The sequence below is a fragment of the bacterium genome (genome assembly GCA_026708055.1).
GTDB lineage: Bacteria > Actinomycetota > Acidimicrobiia > Acidimicrobiales > CATQHL01 > VXNF01.
On record JAPOVS010000043.1, the window covers coordinates 61,561 to 81,186 of the forward strand.

Annotated in this window: 15 protein-coding genes; 6 read left to right on the forward strand and 9 right to left on the reverse strand. The window is 69.8% G+C overall.

All coding sequences use genetic code 11. The features are described from left to right. Window positions 1-393: 393 nt before the first annotated feature. Entirely contained in the window at window positions 394-1,722 is a 1,329-nt protein-coding gene (locus OXG55_09230; GenBank protein MCY4103427.1) for an MFS transporter, read from the reverse strand. A gap of 181 nt (window positions 1,723-1,903) precedes the next feature. On the opposite strand from OXG55_09230, the gene OXG55_09235 reads away from it, so the two are divergent. Together OXG55_09235 and OXG55_09240 are read left to right on the forward strand one after the other, a co-directional pair. Beyond that, on the forward strand, window positions 1,904-2,329 hold the full coding sequence (locus tag OXG55_09235; protein ID MCY4103428.1) for a GFA family protein: 426 nt from the start codon (window positions 1,904-1,906) through the stop codon (window positions 2,327-2,329). Between the two features lie 65 nt (window positions 2,330-2,394). Continuing rightward, a complete protein-coding gene (locus tag OXG55_09240) occupies window positions 2,395-3,138 on the forward strand; it encodes an IclR family transcriptional regulator (GenBank protein ID MCY4103429.1) in 744 nt (247 codons plus the stop codon). Between the two features lie 224 nt (window positions 3,139-3,362). Here the strand turns inward: OXG55_09240 and OXG55_09245 are convergent, their stop codons facing one another. From OXG55_09245 to OXG55_09255, 3 genes are all read right to left on the reverse strand, one after another. Further along, window positions 3,363-4,325 (reverse strand): electron transfer flavoprotein subunit alpha/FixB family protein, encoded by a 963-nt coding sequence (locus tag OXG55_09245; GenBank protein MCY4103430.1) that lies wholly within the window; start codon window positions 4,323-4,325, stop codon window positions 3,363-3,365. A gap of 101 nt (window positions 4,326-4,426) precedes the next feature. Continuing rightward, entirely contained in the window at window positions 4,427-5,191 is a 765-nt protein-coding gene (locus OXG55_09250) for an electron transfer flavoprotein subunit beta/FixA family protein (protein MCY4103431.1), read from the reverse strand. A gap of 44 nt (window positions 5,192-5,235) precedes the next feature. Next, entirely contained in the window at window positions 5,236-7,761 is a 2,526-nt protein-coding gene (locus OXG55_09255; protein ID MCY4103432.1) for an FAD-dependent oxidoreductase, read from the reverse strand. 252 nt (window positions 7,762-8,013) lie between these two features. Here OXG55_09255 and OXG55_09260 point away from each other — a divergent pair, with 252 nt between their 5' ends. The 4 genes from OXG55_09260 to OXG55_09275 all read left to right on the forward strand — a co-directional run bounded on the left by OXG55_09260 (window position 8,014) and on the right by OXG55_09275 (window position 12,933). Beyond that, window positions 8,014-9,711, forward strand: a complete 1,698-nt coding sequence (locus tag OXG55_09260; protein MCY4103433.1) for a formate--tetrahydrofolate ligase — start codon at window positions 8,014-8,016, stop codon at window positions 9,709-9,711. 179 nt (window positions 9,712-9,890) lie between these two features. Next, window positions 9,891-10,766 (forward strand): methylenetetrahydrofolate reductase, encoded by an 876-nt coding sequence (locus OXG55_09265; protein MCY4103434.1) that lies wholly within the window; start codon window positions 9,891-9,893, stop codon window positions 10,764-10,766. A 143-nt stretch (window positions 10,767-10,909) separates the two neighbouring features. Beyond that, window positions 10,910-11,704, forward strand: coding sequence for an ABC transporter ATP-binding protein (locus OXG55_09270; protein ID MCY4103435.1), 795 nt, complete (start codon window positions 10,910-10,912; stop codon window positions 11,702-11,704). A 77-nt stretch (window positions 11,705-11,781) separates the two neighbouring features. Next, on the forward strand, window positions 11,782-12,933 hold the full coding sequence (locus tag OXG55_09275; GenBank protein ID MCY4103436.1) for an LLM class flavin-dependent oxidoreductase: 1,152 nt from the start codon (window positions 11,782-11,784) through the stop codon (window positions 12,931-12,933). Between the two features lie 120 nt (window positions 12,934-13,053). On the opposite strand, the gene OXG55_09280 is transcribed toward OXG55_09275, so the two are convergent. The 5 genes from OXG55_09280 to OXG55_09300 form a co-directional block, all read right to left on the reverse strand. Further along, on the reverse strand, window positions 13,054-13,800 hold the full coding sequence (locus tag OXG55_09280) for a hypothetical protein (GenBank protein ID MCY4103437.1): 747 nt from the start codon (window positions 13,798-13,800) through the stop codon (window positions 13,054-13,056). 149 nt (window positions 13,801-13,949) lie between these two features. Beyond that, window positions 13,950-14,852 carry an ABC transporter permease gene (locus OXG55_09285; protein MCY4103438.1) on the reverse strand — a complete coding sequence of 301 codons (903 nt, stop codon included), beginning with the start codon at window positions 14,850-14,852 and terminating at the stop codon, window positions 13,950-13,952. Next, window positions 14,849-15,862, reverse strand: coding sequence for an ABC transporter permease (locus OXG55_09290; GenBank protein ID MCY4103439.1), 1,014 nt, complete (start codon window positions 15,860-15,862; stop codon window positions 14,849-14,851). The genes OXG55_09285 and OXG55_09290 overlap by 4 nt, the downstream gene beginning before the upstream one ends. Further along, on the reverse strand, window positions 15,859-17,745 hold the full coding sequence (locus tag OXG55_09295; protein ID MCY4103440.1) for an ABC transporter substrate-binding protein: 1,887 nt from the start codon (window positions 17,743-17,745) through the stop codon (window positions 15,859-15,861). Before OXG55_09295 ends, OXG55_09290 begins: the two co-directional genes overlap by 4 nt. Before the next feature lie 12 nt (window positions 17,746-17,757). Further along, complete coding sequence (locus tag OXG55_09300; GenBank protein MCY4103441.1) at window positions 17,758-19,530, reverse strand: ABC transporter substrate-binding protein; 1,773 nt, start codon at window positions 19,528-19,530, stop codon at window positions 17,758-17,760. Window positions 19,531-19,626 lie beyond the last annotated feature (96 nt).

Sequence of the window (19,626 nt, forward strand, 5' to 3'; positions counted from 1 at the left end):
CGGCCCGCCGCCGGGGCCCCGCCGCCCTGCCACGCCCGACTGAGGACCTCGCCGGTGGCCCGTTCCGACTGGTGGAGGTGGCTCCAGGTGAACGAGGCAGGAACGTCCCCACCGCGACGGCGCCGCCGGACCGAACCCCAGCACCGCAGAGGCAGAGCCCGCCCGCAGCCCCCCACGTGGTCGATATGGGTCGCTCCGACTGCCATCACCGCCGCCAACACGGGGCCTCTGCTGCGGTGAGCTTGGGAGCTGCGGGAGAACGTCACCGGCCGCAGACGGGTTGATTCTCGCGACGGCCGTCAAGCGTCCGGCGGCGTCGACGAGCGGCCCCAGATCGTCGGCCCGCCAGCCATCCACGGACGCGTAGACGGTGAGGCGCGGGGCCGGCGAGGTTCAGCGGGTCTGCGGCGTTCCCGGTTGCGGGGCGGCGCCGATCGGGCCGGCGGGTGCGTCGGGGTCGGGGGCGGCGGGGGGCAGCGGGGCCGCCTCGACGGCGTCGGGGTGGAGGTTGGCGGTGACCGCGGTGCCGCGGGCGGGTAGGGCGACGTAGTCGCTCTGCTCGTCCACCGGGATGGCGGGGTGGGTCACGACCCGGTAGAGCACGTAGACGGCGATGATGGCGTGGACGGCGGCCAGCACCACGAAGAAGGTGCTGGGCCCGGTGGCGCCCATGATCGCTCCCGCAACTGCCGGAAAGATCGCCGCGCCCACGCCGGTGAGGCGGACCAGGGTGGCGGTGGCGGAGGTGATCTGCGCCGGTGCGACCCGGTCGGCGGTGATGGCCACGGCCAGGGAGTGCAGTGGGAAGGTGAAGCCGCCGAACAGGAACATGAGCACCAGGGACGGAGCCGAGCCGGGTTCGGTCAGCAACGCACCCGCAGCCGCCAGTGCCGCCGCCACGGCGGTCGCGCCGATCACGGCCCGTCTGGAGACCCGGTCGGAGAGCCAGCCGATGGGCCACTGGAACACCACACATCCCAGGGGCGCCGCGGCGGTGAAGACCGCGATCCGGCCGTCGGAGAGTCCCTCGGAGGAGGCGTAGATGGCGGCGAGGCCCAGCAGGGTGCCGTGCCCGGCGCCGGTCCAGAAGGCGGTGACCGCGCCGGTCGGGATCACCGACACCAGCCGGCGCAGCGACAGGGGCTCGGGCACGGACACCGGGGGAGCGGTGGTGGCCGACAGGGTGATGGGCACCAGGGCGAGGGAGACCAGCACCGAGGCCAGCACGAACAGTTCGAACCCGGCCGGGTCGCCGCCGGCCAAGAGGAGTTGCCCTCCCGCCAGGCCGCCCATCATGACGACCATGTAGCCGCCCAGGATCCGCCCCCGGTCGGCGTTGGTGGCCATGTCGTTGAGCCAGGACTCCACCACCACGTAGAGGCCGGCGAGGCACAGCCCGAACACCAAGCGCAACAGCGCCCACGTGGCAGGGTTGACCCACACGGCGTGCAGGATTGCAGCACTCGACGCTGTCGAGGCCAGCGCGGCGAACACCCTGATGTGGCCGACCGCCGCCAGGAACCGCTCGGCGACCGCGGTGCCGAAGAGGAAGCCCACGAAGTAGGCGGCCATGACGGCGCCGGCGACGGCGAAGCCGAACCCCTCGATCTCGGCCCGGACGCCCAGGACCGAGGCCTGCAAGCCGTTGCCGACCATGAGGAACGCCATGCCGACCAGCAGGGTCCGGACGGCCTTGCCGCTGCGAATCGTTGGACCGTTCACGTTTGCCCGTCCCGACTCTCCGGCCGGAGCGATCGCCTCCACCCCGGCTACAACGCTCGAATCAACACAAACTACCGGCCCGCGATTCCGGATCGTGGTACCGTTCCACGATGCGGGTCAGATGTCACACCGGTCATCGGTCACAGGTCCCAGCCGAGGCGGGGCGTCGAAGGAGCAGATCGTGAGCAGGAGACTGAGTGGTCGCTGCGTCTGCGGGGGTGTGCGCTACGAGATCGGCGGACCGGCGCGGCCGGTCTGGAACTGCCACTGCCACCGGTGCCGGCGCTGGACCGGCCACTTCATGGCCGCCACCAACTGCGAATACGACGATCTCACGTTGATCGAGGACGGAACCCTCCATTGGCACCACCCCGCCGACGATCCGAACGTGGCGTACGGGTCCTGCCGGGCGTGCGGTAGCTCGCTGTTCTGGCGGGTGGTGGAGCCGCCACCGGAGGGACCGTATGCCCAGACCCGGTGCATGTGGATCTGCGCTGGGACGCTGGATCCCCCGACCAGGTTGCGGACCGAGCGGGCCATCTTCTGCGGCCACGCCAGCGATTACCACACGCTGGACCCGAACGTCGAGAACCGGGAATGGGAGTAGCCGACCTGCCGGCGCGACGGCCGGGGCGCGACGAACCGCGCGGCGTGCTGTCGTAGTCTGCGGACATGGTCGTCCAGTCGATCGAACGTGCCTTCCTGCTGCTGCGCTTCCTGGCCCTCGGGCCGCTGGGGGTGACCGATCTGGCGGACCGGGCCCAGCTGCCCAAGAGCACCGTCGCCCGCCTTCTGTCGGCTCTCGAGACCGAGCGCGCCGTGGAGCAGGAGGCAGCGAGCGGGCTCTACCGGCTCGGTCCGGGGCTGATCGACATCGCCGGAACCGTCACACCCGGGCGCAACCTCGTCTCGGCCGCCCGGCCTCATCTCCTGGAGTTGGGCGATGCACTCGGTGAGATATCCGGGCTGTCGATCCCCGACCGGGGCGAGGTGTTCTACCTCGACCAGACCGAGTCGCAGTCGGAGGTGCAGGTGCGGGACTGGACAGGCGAGCGGATCCCGCTGCACGTCGTGTCCTCGGGGCTGGCCATCCTGGCCCACATGCCATCGGCGGAGCGCGAGGAGTACCTGGCGGGTCCGCTGGAGCCCTACACGGCGCGCACGATGACCGACCCCGATGCCATCAGGACGCGGCTCGAGCAGATCCGCAGCATCGGCTACGTCTGGGTCTACGGGGAGTTCGTGGAGGACCTCCACTCGGTCGCCGCCGCGGTCCTGCGGTCCGACGGGCAGCCGCTGGCGGCGCTGCACGTCCACGGGCCCGCGTACCGCTTCCCCGACCCCGACCGGGCACACGACTTCGGCCTGGCCGTGGCGCGGGCGGCGGACAGCCTCGCGGCGCAGCTGAACGCCTGACGGTCGGAGTCTCAAGCCGAACTGCTGGATACTGGATTCCGGCCTTCGCCGGAATGACGGGGGGCGGGGCCGGAGTGGCGCCGATCCGGGAGGGCGGCTAGTGTCCTGAGTTCCAAGTTCATGAGGATATGGCGTGGCCTCAACCGTTCGCCTTGGCGCGAAACCGCTGTTGAGAGGCTTGCTAACCTCACCAGATACCGCCGACGAACTTCCGGCTCAGGACACTAGCGGCGGGAGCGGATCTCCTCGCTGATTGCGGGAATGACCTCGTGCAGGTCGCCGATCACCGCCCAGTCGGCCTTCTGCACGATGTTGGCCTCGGCGTCGAGGTTGATGGCCAGGATGTGCTTCGAGCCCATGGCGCCCACCCAGTGCTGGATGGCGCCGGAGATACCCGAGGCGATGTAGACCTCCGGGGCGATGCGGGTGCCGGTCTGACCGACCTGGTCGGCGTGCGGCCGCCAGCCGTTGTTGGTGACCGCCCGGCTGCAGCCCACCTTGCCGCCGAGGAGTTCCGCCAGTTCCTCGAGGGGCGCGAATCCCTCGGCCGAGCCGACGCCGCGCCCGCCGCCGACGACGACCGGCGCGGTCGACAGGGTCACGCCGGCGGAGAGCACGACCCGGTCGCGCACCACCGTGCGCGACAGCGCCGGGTCGAGATCCACCTCGAAGGCATCGACCGCGGGTTGGCTCGGTGTCTCGGCCGCTTCGGACGCCACGGCATGCAGCCCGCAGCTCAGCAACGGCACGTCGGCTTCCAGGGCGACGTCCTCCAGCAGCGATCCGCCCCACTGGATGCGGGTGATGGACCAGCCGGCGGGATCGACGTCGAGACAGTTGGCCACGAAGGGGACGTCGAGCCGGGCCGCGGCCTGCGCCAGCACCTCGTTGCCGCGGTCGCTGCCGCCGGCCAGCACCGCAGCCGGCTCCAAGCGCCCGACCATGGCGGCGATCACCTCGCCCCATGCCTCGGGCCCGAAATCCTCCAGCACCGGATGCAGCACGGTGCGGACCCGTGCGGCGCCGTGGCCGGCGGCCTCGGCCACCAGCGCGGCATCCTCGCTGCCGATGAGGGCGGCGTGCATCGGGACGCCCATCCGTCCCGCCAGCGTGCGCCCGAAGGTGAGCGCCTCGCGGGCGGCCTCGGCCATGGCGCCCTGGTCGTGCTCCAGAATGACCAGCAGCATCTACAAGACCTCGGGGGAATCGTCGAGCGGCCCGCCTGCGGCGTGTCCGGTGCCTCTGCGGGTGTGGATTCCGGCCTCCGCCGGAATGACGTGGAGCAGCATCAGAGCACCCCCAGCTCCGCCAGGACGTCGACCACGGCCGGCGCGGCCCCCTGGCCCTCGCCGAGGATCACCGTCTCGGAGGTCACATCGGGGGGACGATGCAGCAGGCGCATGCTCTGGCCCCCCTGCGGGGCCTCGACGGGAAGCTCGGTGACCTCCAGCCGTTTCGAGGCCAGACGTCCCCGCATGGTGGGGTAGCGGGGGAGGTTGATTCCCTCCTTGACGCCCAAGGCGGCGGGCATGGCCAGCTCGTACACCTCGAAGCCCTCGTCGGTCTGCCGGTGTGCCCGCACCGTCGTGCCGTCGATCTCGATGCCCTTGATACCGCCCACGATCGGACGCCCTAGAGCGAAGGCCACCCTGATGCCGACCTGGAAGCCGCCCGAGTCGGCCGACTCGTTGCCGAAGATCACCAGGTCGAAAGCGCCTCCCGACTCCTCGAGGGTCCCGATGGCGTCACCGATGGCCGCCGCGGTGCGCTGCGGATCCCATGGCGCGCCGTCGGTGGGGACCAGGACCCCGTGGTGCGCCCCCACCGAGGCGGCGTAGCGCAACTGTTCAGCGGCCTCGGGTGGTCCCAGCGTGAGCACCGTCACCTCGCCGCCGTGGTTCTCGCTGAGGCGAACGGCCTCCTCCACGCCGCACTCCTCGTGCGGGCTGGTCGTGAAGCCCAGATGGGCGACCTCCACCGCCGAGCCGTCGGCGGTCACATTGATCCGGGCGCCGGGCGCCGGCACCCGTTTCACGCAGCAGAGGATCCGCATCGATCCCTCCTCCGACTCCCCTTCTGCCTAGCCGACCCGGACCGTCAGGCCCTGAGGCGGGTGTCGTCGGGGTCGAAGACGGCGCCGGTGCCGGCCACGCGCACCGGGAACAACTCGTTCATGTACATGACCTGGAGTTCGGTGCCCGCCTGGGCCAGTTCGGTCGGCAGGTATCCCATCAGCAGGTACTTGCCCACCGAGGGCCCGGGGCCGGCACTGGTGACCCTTGAGACCCGCCCGTGACTGTCGGTGATCCGCTCGCCGGCGGCGGTCAGGATGGGCTCGTTGCCCCCCTGCATGTAACGCTCGCGGCCCTGCCGGTCGGTGTGGTCCTCGACGGTCAGCACGCACATCCGCACCTCGGGCGGACCGGCCTCGCGGGCCGCGACGTAGGGCTCCTTGCCGATGAAGTCGGCCGCCTTGACCCGCGGCCGTGCCAGGCCGGCCTCTTGGGGGTTGTACTCGCTCTCCAGTTCGGCGCCCATGAGGCGGTAGCCCTTCTCCAGACGACCCGACGTGCCGTAGACGCCGCCGCCGGTCGGCCGGATCCCCAGATCGGCGCCGGCAACCATGAGCGCGTCCCAGAGGTCCGGCCCGTCGTCCCACGCCGTGTAGACCTCCCAGCCGGTGTCGCCCACGTAGGAGATGCGGAACAGTTCGGCGGCGATTCGCCGGTTGCCGCAGTCCAACTCGACGCTCACGACCGAACCGTAGGGAGCGTCCCCCCACCCATGGTCACACAGGGCGCTCAGCACGGCCGGCGCGTTCGGCCCCCACAGGCCGAGCGCGGTGATCTCCTCGGTGCGGTTGGAGAGGGTGACCGAGCCGTCGGTGGGCATGTGTCGCCGCGCCCAGAACTCATCGCGACCGCCGTCGAAGACGCCGGTCACGATGCGCACCTTCTCGTCGCCCGTGCGCATCATGGTGAGGTCGGAGTGGAAGCCGCCGTCGGGGGTCAGCCAGGGCGTGTAGACGGCGCGGCCCACCGGCACGTCGATCCGGTTCACGGCCAGCCGGTCGGCGTAGGTCACGGCTCCCGGGCCGGACAGCTCGAGGATCTGGAAGGCGCTGAGGTCGACCAGCCCGCATTTCTCCCGCAGGTTGAGGTGCTCGCCCATGGTGATGGGGCTCCACCAGCGGTCGTCCCACTCCACCTCCCGGTCCTCGAGGCCGTAGCGCTCGGTGAGGTCGGCGTTGGATGCGAACCACTGGGGCCGCTCCCAGGTGCGCGCCTGGAAGAACTCCGCTCCCAGGGACTGCTGGCGTGAGAAGTACGGGCTGACGCGCAGGTTGCGCCGGCTCTCCCACTGCTCGGAGGGGTGCACGATGCCGTAGGTCTTGTTGAAGTGCTCCGATGCCCGTGCCCGGATGTGGGTGTCGCTGCGCTCCTCGGGGTAGAAGCGGGCCACGTCGGCGCCGTGGGTGTCGATGACCCGCGGGTAGCCGAAGGTCATCCACTCGGCCACCACCTGGGCCATTCCCGGTCCCTCCTTGACCCAGATGGCCGCCGCCGACCAGAGATTGCGCACCTCGGGAACCTCTCCGAGGCACGGCATGGCGTCGGGCGTCAGCGAGAGCAGTCCGTTGATGGCGTAGCGGATCTCGGCGTCGCCGAGCATGTCCATCAACTCGATGGCCTCCTCCATCTGCGGGTCGAAGTCGTCGGGCGTGAACGGCATCTCCGTGGGTGACAGGGCCGCCTCGTCGTTGGAGGGGATTTCGTCGGGATGGTGCAGGATCGGCCGGTGAGCGTACGATCCGACCTCCATCGAGCCGGCCGACTGGCGCTCGTAGCAGAAGGTGTCCATGTCGCGGACTATGGGGTAGCCGATCTCGTTGTTGGTCTCGGCGAGCACGTCGATCGGGCCCACGTCGGCCATCTGATGCACGGCGGGTACGAGCGGGATGTAGGCGCCGGCCATGTTGGCCACCCTGTTCGACCAGACGCCGCAGGCGATCACGACGTAGTCGGTCTCGATCGTGCCCTTGTCGGTGACCACCGATGAGACCGTGCGCGTGCCGGACAGGGGGCCGTCGACGGTGCCGATGTCGAGCACTTCGGTGTTGGCGAAGACCTGGCAACCGGCGTCGACCGCCAGTTGGCGCATGCGCGTGCCGGTCTCGAGGGAGTCCACGACCGAGACCGTGGGGCAATAGAACCCGCCCAGGATCACGTCGGTGTTGATGAACGGCACCAGTTCGCTGACCTCGTCGGGCGTGAGCAGGTGCGCCTCGATTCCCCAGGCGGTTGCCGAGGTCATGCGACGCTGGAACTCATCCATGCGCTCAGTCGTGCGCGCCACCTCGATCCCGCCGGAATCGACCGACAGACCCAGGTCCCGGTACTGGTTCGCGCTCTGCTCGCCGAGCAGGCACATCTCCTTGTTGTGATCCACGGGGAAGATGAAGTTGGAGGCATGGCCCGTACTGCCGCCCGGGTTCGGCAGCGGACCCTTGTCGAGCAGCACCAGGTCACCCCACCCGAGCTTCGCCAGGTGCCCCACCAGGCAGTTCCCCACGATCCCGGCGCCGATGACGACGCAGCGCGCCTTGGCGGGTACTTCGCTCACGTCATGCCTCCGCGATCCGCAGGGCACTGGAGCGAGTGCCCCTTCCGTGTGCCTTCCGAGCGGACGCCGCTCCGATCCAGCCATGGGTCATAGGGCCGAAATCCCTGCTGCCGCGATCCGCTGCGTTCTGTAATATGGAATCGTTCCAGAATACGGAACGCTGGTCAAGGCACCCTAGCGTGCTGACGCCCTGACCGGTGGTTGGGGGACCTACGATCGAGCCAACGACGGCCGGATACCGGAGGGGACTCCATGGCATTTCCGTCAGATCTGGAGATCGCGTCGCAGGCCCGATTGCGGCCGCTGGAGGAGATCGCCGCGGGCGCCGGTATTCCAACCGAGAGCCTCGAGTTCTACGGCAAGGGCGCCGCCAAGGTCGACCTCAGCGCCGTCGAGGCCATGGTGGACCGGCCGCGGGCGCGCTACGTCGTGGTCTCGGCGATCACGCCCACGCCGCTCGGGGAGGGCAAGACCACCACGACGGTCGGGCTGGGACAGGCGTTCCAGCACATCGGCCGCACGGCCACCATCGCCATCCGCCAGCCGTCGATGGGTCCCACCTTCGGCATCAAGGGCGGCGCCGCGGGGGGCGGCTACAGCCAGGTCGTGCCGATGGAGTTGTTCAACCTCCACCTCACCGGTGACATGCACGCCGTCACGGCGGCTCACAACCTGTGCTCGGCCATGGTGGACGCGCACCTCTACCACGGCAACGAAGCAGGCCTGGACATCCACAACATCACCTGGCGCAGGGTTCTGGACGTGAACGACCGGGCACTGCGGAACGTGACCATCGGGCTCGGCGGGCGGCTCGACGGCGTCCCCCGCGAGAGCGGTTTCGACATCACCGCCGCCTCGGAGGTCATGGCGACCCTGGCGTTGTGCAACTCCCTGGCGGACCTGCGCGCCCGGCTGGGGCGCACCGTCGTGGGCTACACGTCCGCCGGGACGCCGGTGACCGCCGAGGAGATCGGCGTGGCCGGGTCCATGGCGGTCATCCTGCGCGAGGCGATCAAGCCCAACCTGATGCAGACCCTGGAGAACACGCCTGCACTCGTGCACACCGGGCCCTTCGGCAACATCGCCACCGGCAACTCCTCGATCGTGGCCGACCAGGTGGGCATCGCCATGAGCGACTTCCTGCTGACCGAGGCGGGGTTCGGCGCCGACATGGGCGCCGAGCGGTTCTTCAACATCAAGTGCCGCTACTCGGGGCTGGCGCCCGACGCGGCGGTGCTGGTGGCCACCGTGCGCGGCCTGAAGGCACACTCGGGCCGCCATCGCATCGTGGCGGGGCGGCCGCTGCCGGAGGCGCTGCTGGCCGAGAACCCCGACGAAGTGCATCTCGGCGGCGACAACCTGCGCAAGCAGATCCAGAACATCCAGCTGCACGGCTGCACGCCGGTGGTGGCCATCAACGCCTTCCCCGACGACCACCCCGCCGACCTGGCCGCCGTGGCCGAGATCGCGGCCGAGTACGGCGTCCGCGCCACGGTGACCACGCACTTCGCCGACGGGGGCCGCGGCGCGGCCGAGTTGGCCGAAGCCACCGCCGAGGCGGCCGAGGAGGAGAGCTGCTTCGCGGTGCTGTACCCCGACGAGGCGTCCCTCACCGACAAGATCCATGCCGTCGCCACCAAGGTCTACGGAGCGGACGGCGTGGAGTACTCGGCGCAGGCCGCCAAACAGCTCGCGACCTACACAGAAGCAGGCTTCGGGCACCTGCCGGTGTGCATCGCCAAGACCCACCTGTCGATCTCCTCCGATGCCTCCTTGAAGGGGGCGCCGACGGGCTGGACGCTGCCGGTGCGCGAGGCGCGGGCCTCGGTGGGTGCGGGATTCGTGTACCCCATCTGCGGTGAGATGCGCACGATGCCGGGCCTGGGACGGGCCCCGGCGGCCAAGGGCATCGACATCGACGCCGACGGGAACATCGTGGGTCTGAGCTGATGGGCGGCGGGGCGACATCGACTCCGACGGCCCGCATCATCGTGGGTCTGAGCTGATGGACGCAATGGGCACCAGGCGCCAGGTCGTTCGGCCTGGGGGGTCGTCCGGGGCGGCCAAGGGCATCGATTCCGACTCCGACGGCCCGCATCATCGTGGGTCTGAGCTGATGGGCACGAACAGTGACCGGTAGCGCGCGTCGCCGGCGGCTCGCCGGTGAGGCACCGGAGCATCGGCTCGCCCGTCTGGCGGTCATCGAGGCGAGCGGCTTCGAGGTCATCCCGCTGCGCAGTCTGGACGCCGCGATCGAGTCCCTGCCTCCCGGTTCGCGTGTGTCGGTGACCGCTTCCCCCGTCAAGGGGATGGCGGCGACGCAGGAGATCACCGAGCGGCTGATCGCAGGCGGCCACGCTGCCGTCCCCCACATCTCCGCCCGGCTGGTTCGCGACCGCACGCACACACGCGCCCTGGCCGCGTGGTTGCGCACCATGGGGATCGACGAGATCTTCCTCGTCGGCGGAGACGTCACCGAGCCGGGCCGCTACCACGACGCGCTGAGCTTCCTCACCGACCTGCTCGAGACGGACCACGGGCTGCGGCGTGTCGGAGTGACGGCCTATCCCGACGGGCATCCCCTCATCGATCCCGCCACCCTCCACGAGGCGCTGAACGGGAAGCAGGATGTGCTTGCCGAGGCCGGGTTGGAGGGCTACTGCAGCACCCAGATGTGCTTCGACCCGGCGCGGATCGTGAGTTGGCTGAAGCGCGAGCGCCGGGGGGGCATGACCCTGCCGGTCCATCTCGGCGTGGCCGGCGTCGTCGAGCGAGCGAAGCTCCTCGGCATCGGGGTACGGCTGGGAATCGGCCAGTCGCTGCGCTACCTGCGCAAGAACCGCCGGGCCGTGACCCGGCTGATGATCGCGCCCCACTACGACCCCAATGACCTGCTCGTGCAGCTGAGCGCCCACATGGTCGCGTTGGACATCCGGGCGCTGCACATCTTCACTTTCAACCAGGTCGCGGCCACCGTCGCCTGGCGCGATCGGAGTCTGGACTGATCGTCCTCGGGCCGGAGTCCCCTGCGAGCCGGCTTGCCGGTCGCCGGTTTCCAGCCTCCGCCGGAACGACGTGTTGAGGGTCCTCGCGCCGTGGGGGAGGCCGTCAGCCGCGCCGGGCGGGGAGCGGTAGGCTGATCGCCGCCATGGCTCCGGAAGAGAGAGAAATACCTACCAGCAGCGCTCGCGGAGGCGCCAACGGTGCAGCGGTCCTGACCTTCGACGGGGTCTCCAAGGTCTTTCCCGACGGAACGCACGCACTCGAGGGCGTCAGCTTCTCGGTGAGCCGAGGTGAGTTCGTGACGCTGGTCGGGCCGTCGGGCTGCGGAAAGTCCACACTGTTGCGAATCGCCTCGGATCTGGACGGTGCCACGGGCGGGTCCGTGCAGGTGGACCGCGACCGCATCGGGTACATCTTCCAGGATGCCACGCTCATGCCGTGGCGCACCGTCCTGGGGAACGTGGAACTGCTGGGCGAGTTGCACGGCTATTCCCGCGACCAACGGCGTCGTCTCGCCAGGGCTGCCATCGACACCGTCGGCCTCGACGGGTTCGAGGGGCACTACCCCAAGGCTCTCTCCGGCGGCATGCGCATGCGCGCCTCGATCGCGCGCACGCTGACTCTCAATCCCCCGGTGTTCCTGTTCGACGAGCCCTTCGGGGCGCTCGACGAGATCACCCGCGAGAGGCTGAACGAGGAGACGATCTCCCTGTTCATGCGCGAGCAGTTCGCCGCGCTGTTCATCACGCACTCCATCTATGAGGCCGTGTACCTCTCGACGCGGGTGCTGGTGATGTCGCCCCGGCCGGGGCGCATCGTGGCGAGCTTCGACATTCCCTTCGAGTATCCCCGTGCGTCCCAGTTGCGCTACGAGGCCAAGTTCGCGGAGTTGACCGGAGCCGTCTCGGCGGCGCTGCGCGGGTCTTTCGGCCACGGCTGACAGCCGCGGTCCCCCACCGCCGGGAGCGGACCCGGCGGCGGCGCTGCAAGCGACGATCACCCAAGCAGGAGGCAGGAATGGAGACGGGCGTCTTCTTCTTCGGAGCGGTGGAGATGGACGACGCGGGGGCCGGCCCTCCGGTGCCCACCGATCGTCGCTACACCTCCCAGGAGATGTGGTACGCGTCCGAGCGCATGCTCGACATGGGTGTGGCCGCCGAGCAGGCCGGATTCGATGTCTTCTGGCTCACCGAGCACCACTTCCAGTACGAGGGCTACGAGGTGCTGCCCAACGCGCTGCTCTTCGGGGCCGTGCTGGCCGAGCGCACCGAGCGCATCAAGATCGGGGCGCTGTTCAACATCGTGCCGCAGTGGCACCCGCTGCGCCTCGCCGAGGACTTCGCCACGATGCACAATCTCTCCGGCGGTCGGGGGGTGCTGGGCGTCGGGCGGGGCACGGTGCCCCGCGAGGCCGAACCGCTCGGCACGTTCGTCGGCAGTTTCGACAACCCCGACAAGGCCGATGCCGACCGCATCAACCGGGAGATGTTCGACGAGGCGCTCGACGTGATCCTGGCGGCCTTCGAGAACGAGACGTTCGCCTACCACGGCAAGTACTACGACCTGCCGCCCGAGGGCATTCCCGACCGGGGCGGCACGGTGCAGCACCTCACACTGGTGCCGCGCCCGCTGTATCCCTACGACGTCTGGCAGGCCGTGACGTCGCCGCCCACGCTGGAGTACGTGCCCCGCCGCGGCTGGGGCGGCGTCTTCTGGCTGCGCAACCACAACTTCATGGTCGACTGGTGGGGCCGCTTCGGCGAGTTCTACGAGAAGGAGCACGGCCGGACCCTGGCACCGGGCGAGAACCGCATGCTTGTGCTGAACGTGCGCGTGGCCGACACCCACGAGCAGGCGTTGCGGGACGCCCGCGACGGCCACGACGAGTTCTGGAAGTTCCTCGGCCCCTACGGCTGGAGCCGGGGCTACATGGCCGCGGACGGCCGACCGGCCGCACCCGGCCTGATCCCCACTCTCGAGGAATCCCTCGACCAGAAGGTCTGGATCGTCGGAACGGCGGAGGACGTGGCCGCGGGGATCGCCGACTACGGCGAGCGACTCGGTGGCCTGGAGCACCTGACGCTGTTCCCGAACTTCCCCGGTGAGACCTACGACGAGGCGGCCGAGCACGTCCTGCGCATCGGCGAGGAGGTGCTGCCGCTGCTGTAGCGGTGACGGCGGCCAGCAGGCCGGGCTGCGCACCTTGTGAGGCTGATCCGTCCGTTCTGACGTGGCCTCGCCGCCTGCTCGGGACGGGTCCGCGGACCCGTCGGCGCGAAGCGAGTGCCGCTAGTCGGCCTTCGAGTCCCCCAGCAGTTGCTCGTCCTCCTTGTAGATCCACACACCGAGGACCATGAGCCATCCGGTCGTCACGACGAGGAGTCCGGCAGCGGTCTGCACCATCGACGAGTCCGGGAAGTGGTAGCCCAAGAAGGCGAGAAGGAGTCCGAGTCCGGAGATCAGCGCTATCCCGAGGTGCGCTTTCCGGCGTCTCCCCGCCCCGAACCTCAGTGCGAGACCGCACGCCAGCATGAGGTATCCGGCGAAGACCGTCAGGAGGATCACGTAGTCGAACGCAACGTCGAAGATGTTGACGACCTGGGCGTAACCGAAGTAGTCCTGATCGGCGATCCCTGGCGTTCGTCCGTACTTGATGACCTCGACCATCGTCATGTCACCCAATGCTCCGGCGACGCCCGCGGCAGCGCCGACCGAGATGGCCAGCAGCCCGGCTCTCGTCAGTGCCGTGGCCGGCGAGCGGCGCAGGCGGCTGGGCCAGAGCGCGGCGATTCCTCCCAGCATGGCGAGATGTCCGGCGACGTAGCCGATTGCGGTGATATGGGCCCATTCATCGTTGTCGACCTTCGCATCGAGCCTGCCCTGCATGAACGACTCCAAGTCGCTGCTGGGCGTCACGGGGGCGACGATGCCCTGACCTGGTGCCAAGACCCCCGACAGGAACGTCAGGAGCATCCCCCCGAACAGCAGCAGCCCGCACAGCTTGTACGAGTCCAACGACTTGACGTAACTCTTCATGTCATGCTCCCTTCAGCTGGGGTGGGCCGCGCCGCTCCAGTGCAAACGGTAGCACCGGCGGTAGGCAGCGCCGGGACGGCGCGGCGACCCCCGGCTCGGAACCGTGGGCGAGCAGCCGGCGGCGCTGTCGTAGACCCTCCCGGTCGCCCTCAGATCAGCGACTGACGGACATCGAAGCGGCGCATCAGCGTGTCGCCGATGTAGTTGACCGACATCAGGGTGCAGAACATCACGATGGCCGGGTAGATCGTCAGGTGCGGAGCGTCTGCGAGCTTGCCCTTGGCGACCGCCAGGATGCCGCCCCAGGTGATGGCAGGCGAAGGCACGCTCTTGCCGATGAAGCTGAGCCCGCCCTCGCCCACGATCACCAGGCCCAGGCCCAGGAAGGTGAACGCCACCACGATGGGGATCAGGTTGGGCAGCACTTCGCGGAACAGCAGCCGGGACGTGCGCGCCCCCATGCACCGCGCCGCGGTCACGAACTCCCGCTCGCGGAAGCGCAGTGTCTGCGCCCTGACGATGCGCGCCACGGCGCGCGCCGCCAGGATCGTGACCGCAATGATGACGTTGCGAGTGTTCTGCTCGAGCACCGTGACGATGAACAGCGCCAGGATCAGCGCCGGCAGCGACAGCAGGATGTTGATCACGGCACTGAGGGCCGTGTCGACCCATCCGCCGAAGAAGCCGGCCAGCAGCCCCATCAGCCCGCCGATGAGGATCCCGACCGCGACGGCGACCGCCGCGATCAGCAACGAGAGGCGCCCCCCCCAGACGACCCGGGCGAACATGTCGCGGCCCAACTCGTCGGTGCCGAACCAGTGCGACCGCCCGACTCCCTGCAGCACGTCCCGGGAGTAGCCGTCGGGGTCGGCCAGGAACCCCAGCACCGGAGCGAACAACACGAAGAAGGCCAGCGCCGCCAGCCAGATCACCGCCAGCCAGAAGCCCAGCGGCTGCTCGGCCGGGCGCGGGCGGCCGGCGCCCCTGCCGCGGGCCTTCCGCCCCCGCAGGACGGCGAGGCCGTCGCGGCCGGGAATGGCCGGGGCCCTCATCGGTTCCGCACCCGCACTCGCGGATCCAGCAACGGATACATGGCGTCGACCAGCATGTTCGTGGCCACGAAGCCCGCCGCGATCAATGCGACCAGAGTCTGGACGACCAGGAAGTCCTGGTTGAACACCGCCGAGATGAGGTACGTGCCCATGCCGTCCAGGTCGAAGATGATCTCCACAACCAGAGCGCCGTTGATGAGTTGGGCGGCGTTGAGCCCGGCGACGGTCACCACCGTGAAGCTCGACGGGCGCAGCACGTGGCGCAGCAGGATCCACCAGCGCGGCAGCCCCTTGGCCCGGGCCGCCTCCACGAAGTCTTCCTGCAGCGTCGTGATCACGTCGCTGCGCAGCAGGCGCAGGAAGAACGGCATGATGCCCGCGGTGAGAGTGGCCACCGGCAGCACGAGGGACTTCCAGTGCGCCAGGAGGCCGGCCGTGGGGCTGACGTAGCCGCCCAGGTCGAACCACCCCAGCTTGGCGGCGAAGATCAGCGCCAGCACCACGCCCAGCACGAACGACGGCAGCGCCAGCAGCGAGAAGGCCCCGCCGGTGAGGAGGCGGTCCACCCAGGTGTCTCGCCGGACCGCGCTCAGCATCCCCAGCGGGACGGAGATGACGATGCTCAGCACGGTGGTGTACAGCACCAGCCAGAGGGTCACCGGGGCCTTGTCGCGCAGGCTCTCGGTCACCTCGATGCCGTTGCGGTAGGACTCGCCGAGGTCGCCGGTGAGCATGTTCTGAAGCCAGGCGCCGTACTGCGCGAACAGGCCGCGGTCGAGTTCCAGTCGCTCGCGGCACTCCGCCAGGAGTTCCTCCGTGGCGCCCGTGCCCACCGACAGGAAGCACGGATCGCTGGGCAGCAGGCTGAGCATCCAGTAGGTGACGAAGGTGACGACGACCACCACCACCGCCGTCTGCACGAGCCTGCCGGCCAGTCGCCGCAGGACCGCCGGCAGCGCCGCCATGCCGCTGAGGCCCGAAACCCGCGGCGGCGTCTCGGTGCGGGTCACTCGGACAGCCAGGTCTCGGTGAGGAACGTCCGCCCTTCCAGGATGTTCAGCACCGGGCGGCCGTCCGGTGGCGGCAGCGTGATCCGGCCCAGGTTCTCGACCTCGTGTTGGTGGGGGATGAGCCAGCGCACCCAGTGCAGCCAGATGTTGTGCACGCCGCCGGCGAGGGCGCGGTTGACCTCCTCGGCGATCTGTCGCAACTCGTCGCGGTCGTCGGTTTGCGTGGCGCGGGCGAGGGCGGCGTCGACTTCCGGGTTGTTGATGCGCCCCATGTTGATGGCGATGAATCCTGTGTACGCGGAGTCCCACCAGATGCGCTCGTTCTGCACGGTGGCGCCGTTGTGGTTCCGCCAGACGGCCGCCTGGAAGTTCCCCATGACGGCATTCAGGATCAGCGCTCCCTGGTCGAGTTGCTGGATCTTCACGTCGATGCCGCAGTCGCCCCACATCCGGGCGAGCAGTTCCGCCCCGGTCCGGTAGTGGGCGTCGGGAGTCGTGCCGAGGGTGATCGTGCCCGGGTCGGGAATCTCGGCCCACAGTGCCCGACCCGCCTCGAGGTCGTAGCCCGGGAACCCGGTGTCGGGGAGGTAACCGGGGGTGCTGGGGGCGAACGGACCGTTGGCGATGTCGAACTCGCCGGCGGTGCGCAGCAGGTTGTAGGTCCCGTGGTCGGTGCAGTGCGCCAGCGCTCGCCGGGCGCGGATGTCGTCGAACGGCGCCCTGGCGTTGTTGAGCAGCACGTAGAGGGTCTGGAGGAGGCTCTGCTCCTCGATGGTCTTGAAGTTCTCCCGGTAGTGCTCGAAGTCCAGCCCGAGGTCGTAGTGCGTCACCGTGATGTCACCGGTGCCCAGCGCCAGCCTGCGGGCGTCCGGCTCCACGTACGGGCGGTACACGATGCGATCCAGGTAGGGCAGGGCGCGGCCCTCGGCGTCGGTCCGCCAGTAGTTCGGGTTGCGTTCCACGACGAGTTCGTCGTCGGGAATCCACGACTTGAACACGAAGGGACCGGTGCCGACGGGATTGGTCGCCCCGGCGGGATCGTCGTGCTGGCTCGGGGCCGCCAGATAGCCCATCTGGCCGGTCATGCCGGCCGGCAGGCCGGCGAACGGGGCGTTGCTGTGGAAGTCCAGGGTGAGGTCGTCGATCACATCCCAACCCTCCACGCGGTCGAACAGCTGCTGGGCGAGAGGATTCGACATGACGCCCTGGAAGTGTCGGGCCAGAGCGTGGGCGTCCGCGGGTGTGCCATCGTGGAACGAGATGCCGGGGCGCATCCTGAACGTCCAGGTGGTGTAGTCCTCGTTGGCCTCGAAGGATTCCAGCAGGTACGGCTGGGGTGTCCCGGTCTCGTCCTCGATGACCAGCGGATCGAAGATCGCCCGCATGACGGCATGGCACGACACGGCGCACGTCGTCGTCGTCGGGTTCCAGCCGTCGGGGGTCTCGGCCTCCACACCGAAGACGATCGTGCCGCCGTAGGCGGGCCCGGAGCTGGGCTCGGGTGCCGCGATCGGGGCGGGCGGCGGAGGCGGGTCGCTCGGTGGCGGCGGTGCGGCCGGCGCCGCCGGTGGAGCGTCGGGTGCCGCGGGGGCCGCGTCGGTCGTGGCCGGTGGAGCGTCGGGCGCCGCGGGCGGTGCCTCGGGTGCGGCGGCCGGACTGTCGGGAGGCGGTGCCGGCGCCGCGGGTGGTTCGTCGGGCGCGGCGGGCGTGTCAGGGACCGCAGGGGCCGCGTCGGGTACCGCGGTCTCCGCTCCGTCGCCGGCGGGCGGGGGCGTCGCGGTCTGCTGCTCGCCGCCGCCTCCTCCGCAGGCGGCGGCGAGCAGCATCGCGGCCGCGGCCGCGGCCAGGAGTCGGTGGGGACCTTGCTTCTCGGCGCGTCGCATCGCTCTCTCCCTCTAGTCGAGCCAGGTCTCGGTGAGGAACGCCCGGCCGCGCAGGATGTTCAGCAGTTCGCTGCCGTCGGGCATCGTGATCCGGGCCAGGTTCCGGACCTCGTCGCGGTGGGGCAGGATCCATTCCACCCAGTGCAGCCACACGTTGTGAACGCCCTCGGCGAGGATCCGGTTGACCTCCTCGGCGATCTGGCGGAGCTCGGCGCGATCGGTGGTCACGGTGGCTCGGTTCAGGGCATCGTCGAGCGCTTCGTTCCTGATGCGCCCCAGGTTCAGGGCCAGACCGGTGGTGAAGTTGGAGTGCCACCAGACCCGCTCGGTCGCCAGGCTGGTGCCGTCGTGGTTGCGCCACAGGTTCACCTGGAAGTTCCCCAGCACGGCGTTGCGAATCAAGGCGCCCTGGTCGAGTTGGCTGATCCGGACTTCCAGGCCGCAGGCCTCCCACATCTGGACGAGCAGTTCGGCGGAGGTCCGGTCGAACGGCTCGTTGCTGGTTCCGAGCACGATCGGCCCAGGGTCTCCGAGCCGCTCCCATAGGGCGCGGCCGGCCTCGAGGTCGTAGCCGGGGAAACCCGTGTCGGACAGGTGGCCGGGCGTGTTCGGCGCGAACGGGCCGTTGGCGACGTCGAAGTTGCCCCCGGTGCGGAGCAGGTTGTAGGTCTCGTGGTCGGTGCAGTGGGCGAGGGCCCGCCGGCCCTCGACGCTGTCGAAGGGCGCCACGGCGTTGTTGAGCAGCAAGTGACGCGTCTGCAGGAAGCTGCGTTCCTCGGTGGTCTCGTAGTTCTGCCTGTAGTAGTCGAAGTCCAAGCCGACGTCGGAGTGGGTTACGTGGATGTCGCCGAGTCCGAGTGCCACCTTCCGGGAGTCGGCCTCGTGGATGGGGCGGAAGACGATCCGGTCCAGGTAGGGCAGGGCGCGTCCCGCGGCATCGGTCCGCCAGTAGTCGGCGTTGCGTTCCACGACCAGTTCCTGGTCGGGAATCCATGACTTGAAGACGAACGGGCCTGTGCCGACCGGATTGGCCGCGCCGTCGGGGTCGGCGTACTGGCTCGGGGCGGCGAGGTAGCCCAGTTGGCCGGTCAGGCCGCCGGGCAGGCCGGCGAAGGGAACCTCGGAGTAGATCTCCAGCGTCAGATCGTCGATCACTTCCCAGCCCGTGAGCCGCTGCAGGGTCTGGCCCGGCAGGGCGCCTCCCAGGAGGTTGCGGAAATGGGTGGCCAGGGCGTGGGCGTCGGCGGGCGTGCCGTCATGGAACTTGACGCCGGGGCGCATCTTGAACGTCCATATGGTGAAGTCCTCGTCGGCCTCGAAGGACTCCAGCAGGTACGGCCGCGGCTCCCCGTCGGCGTCGGTCACCGTCAGCGGATCGAAGACGGCTCGCATCACGGTGTGGCACGAGACCGCACAGGACTGCGTCGCTGGGTTCCAGCCGTCGGGAGTCTCCGCCTCGAGTCCGAAGAACAGCGTCCCCCGGTAGGTCGGCTCGGAGGTCGGCTCGGAGGCCGCCACCGGGGCGGGCGGCGGCTCACTCGGCGGCGACGGCTCGGCGGCGGGGGACACCTCCGGCGCGTCGGCTTCGGCCGGGGGTGCCGCGGGCGCCGGTGGTGCGTCAGGTTCGGCCGGTGGCGTAGGTGGCGTCGGTGGTGCGTCGGGTTCTAGCGGGGGCGCCGCGGGCGTCGGGGGCGCGTCAGCAGCGGCGGCCTGCCGGTCAGCGGGGGCTGTCGAGTCCGGCGGAGTGTCCTCGCCCCCGCAGGCGGCGGCGAGCAGCAGGACCATGACCACCGCGGCAGGCAGGCGGCGGCGTGCTTGTTTCGCCGAAGGTGATCCCAATGCTTGACTCCAACCGGGTGCCGGTGATGAACGACCGTCCGT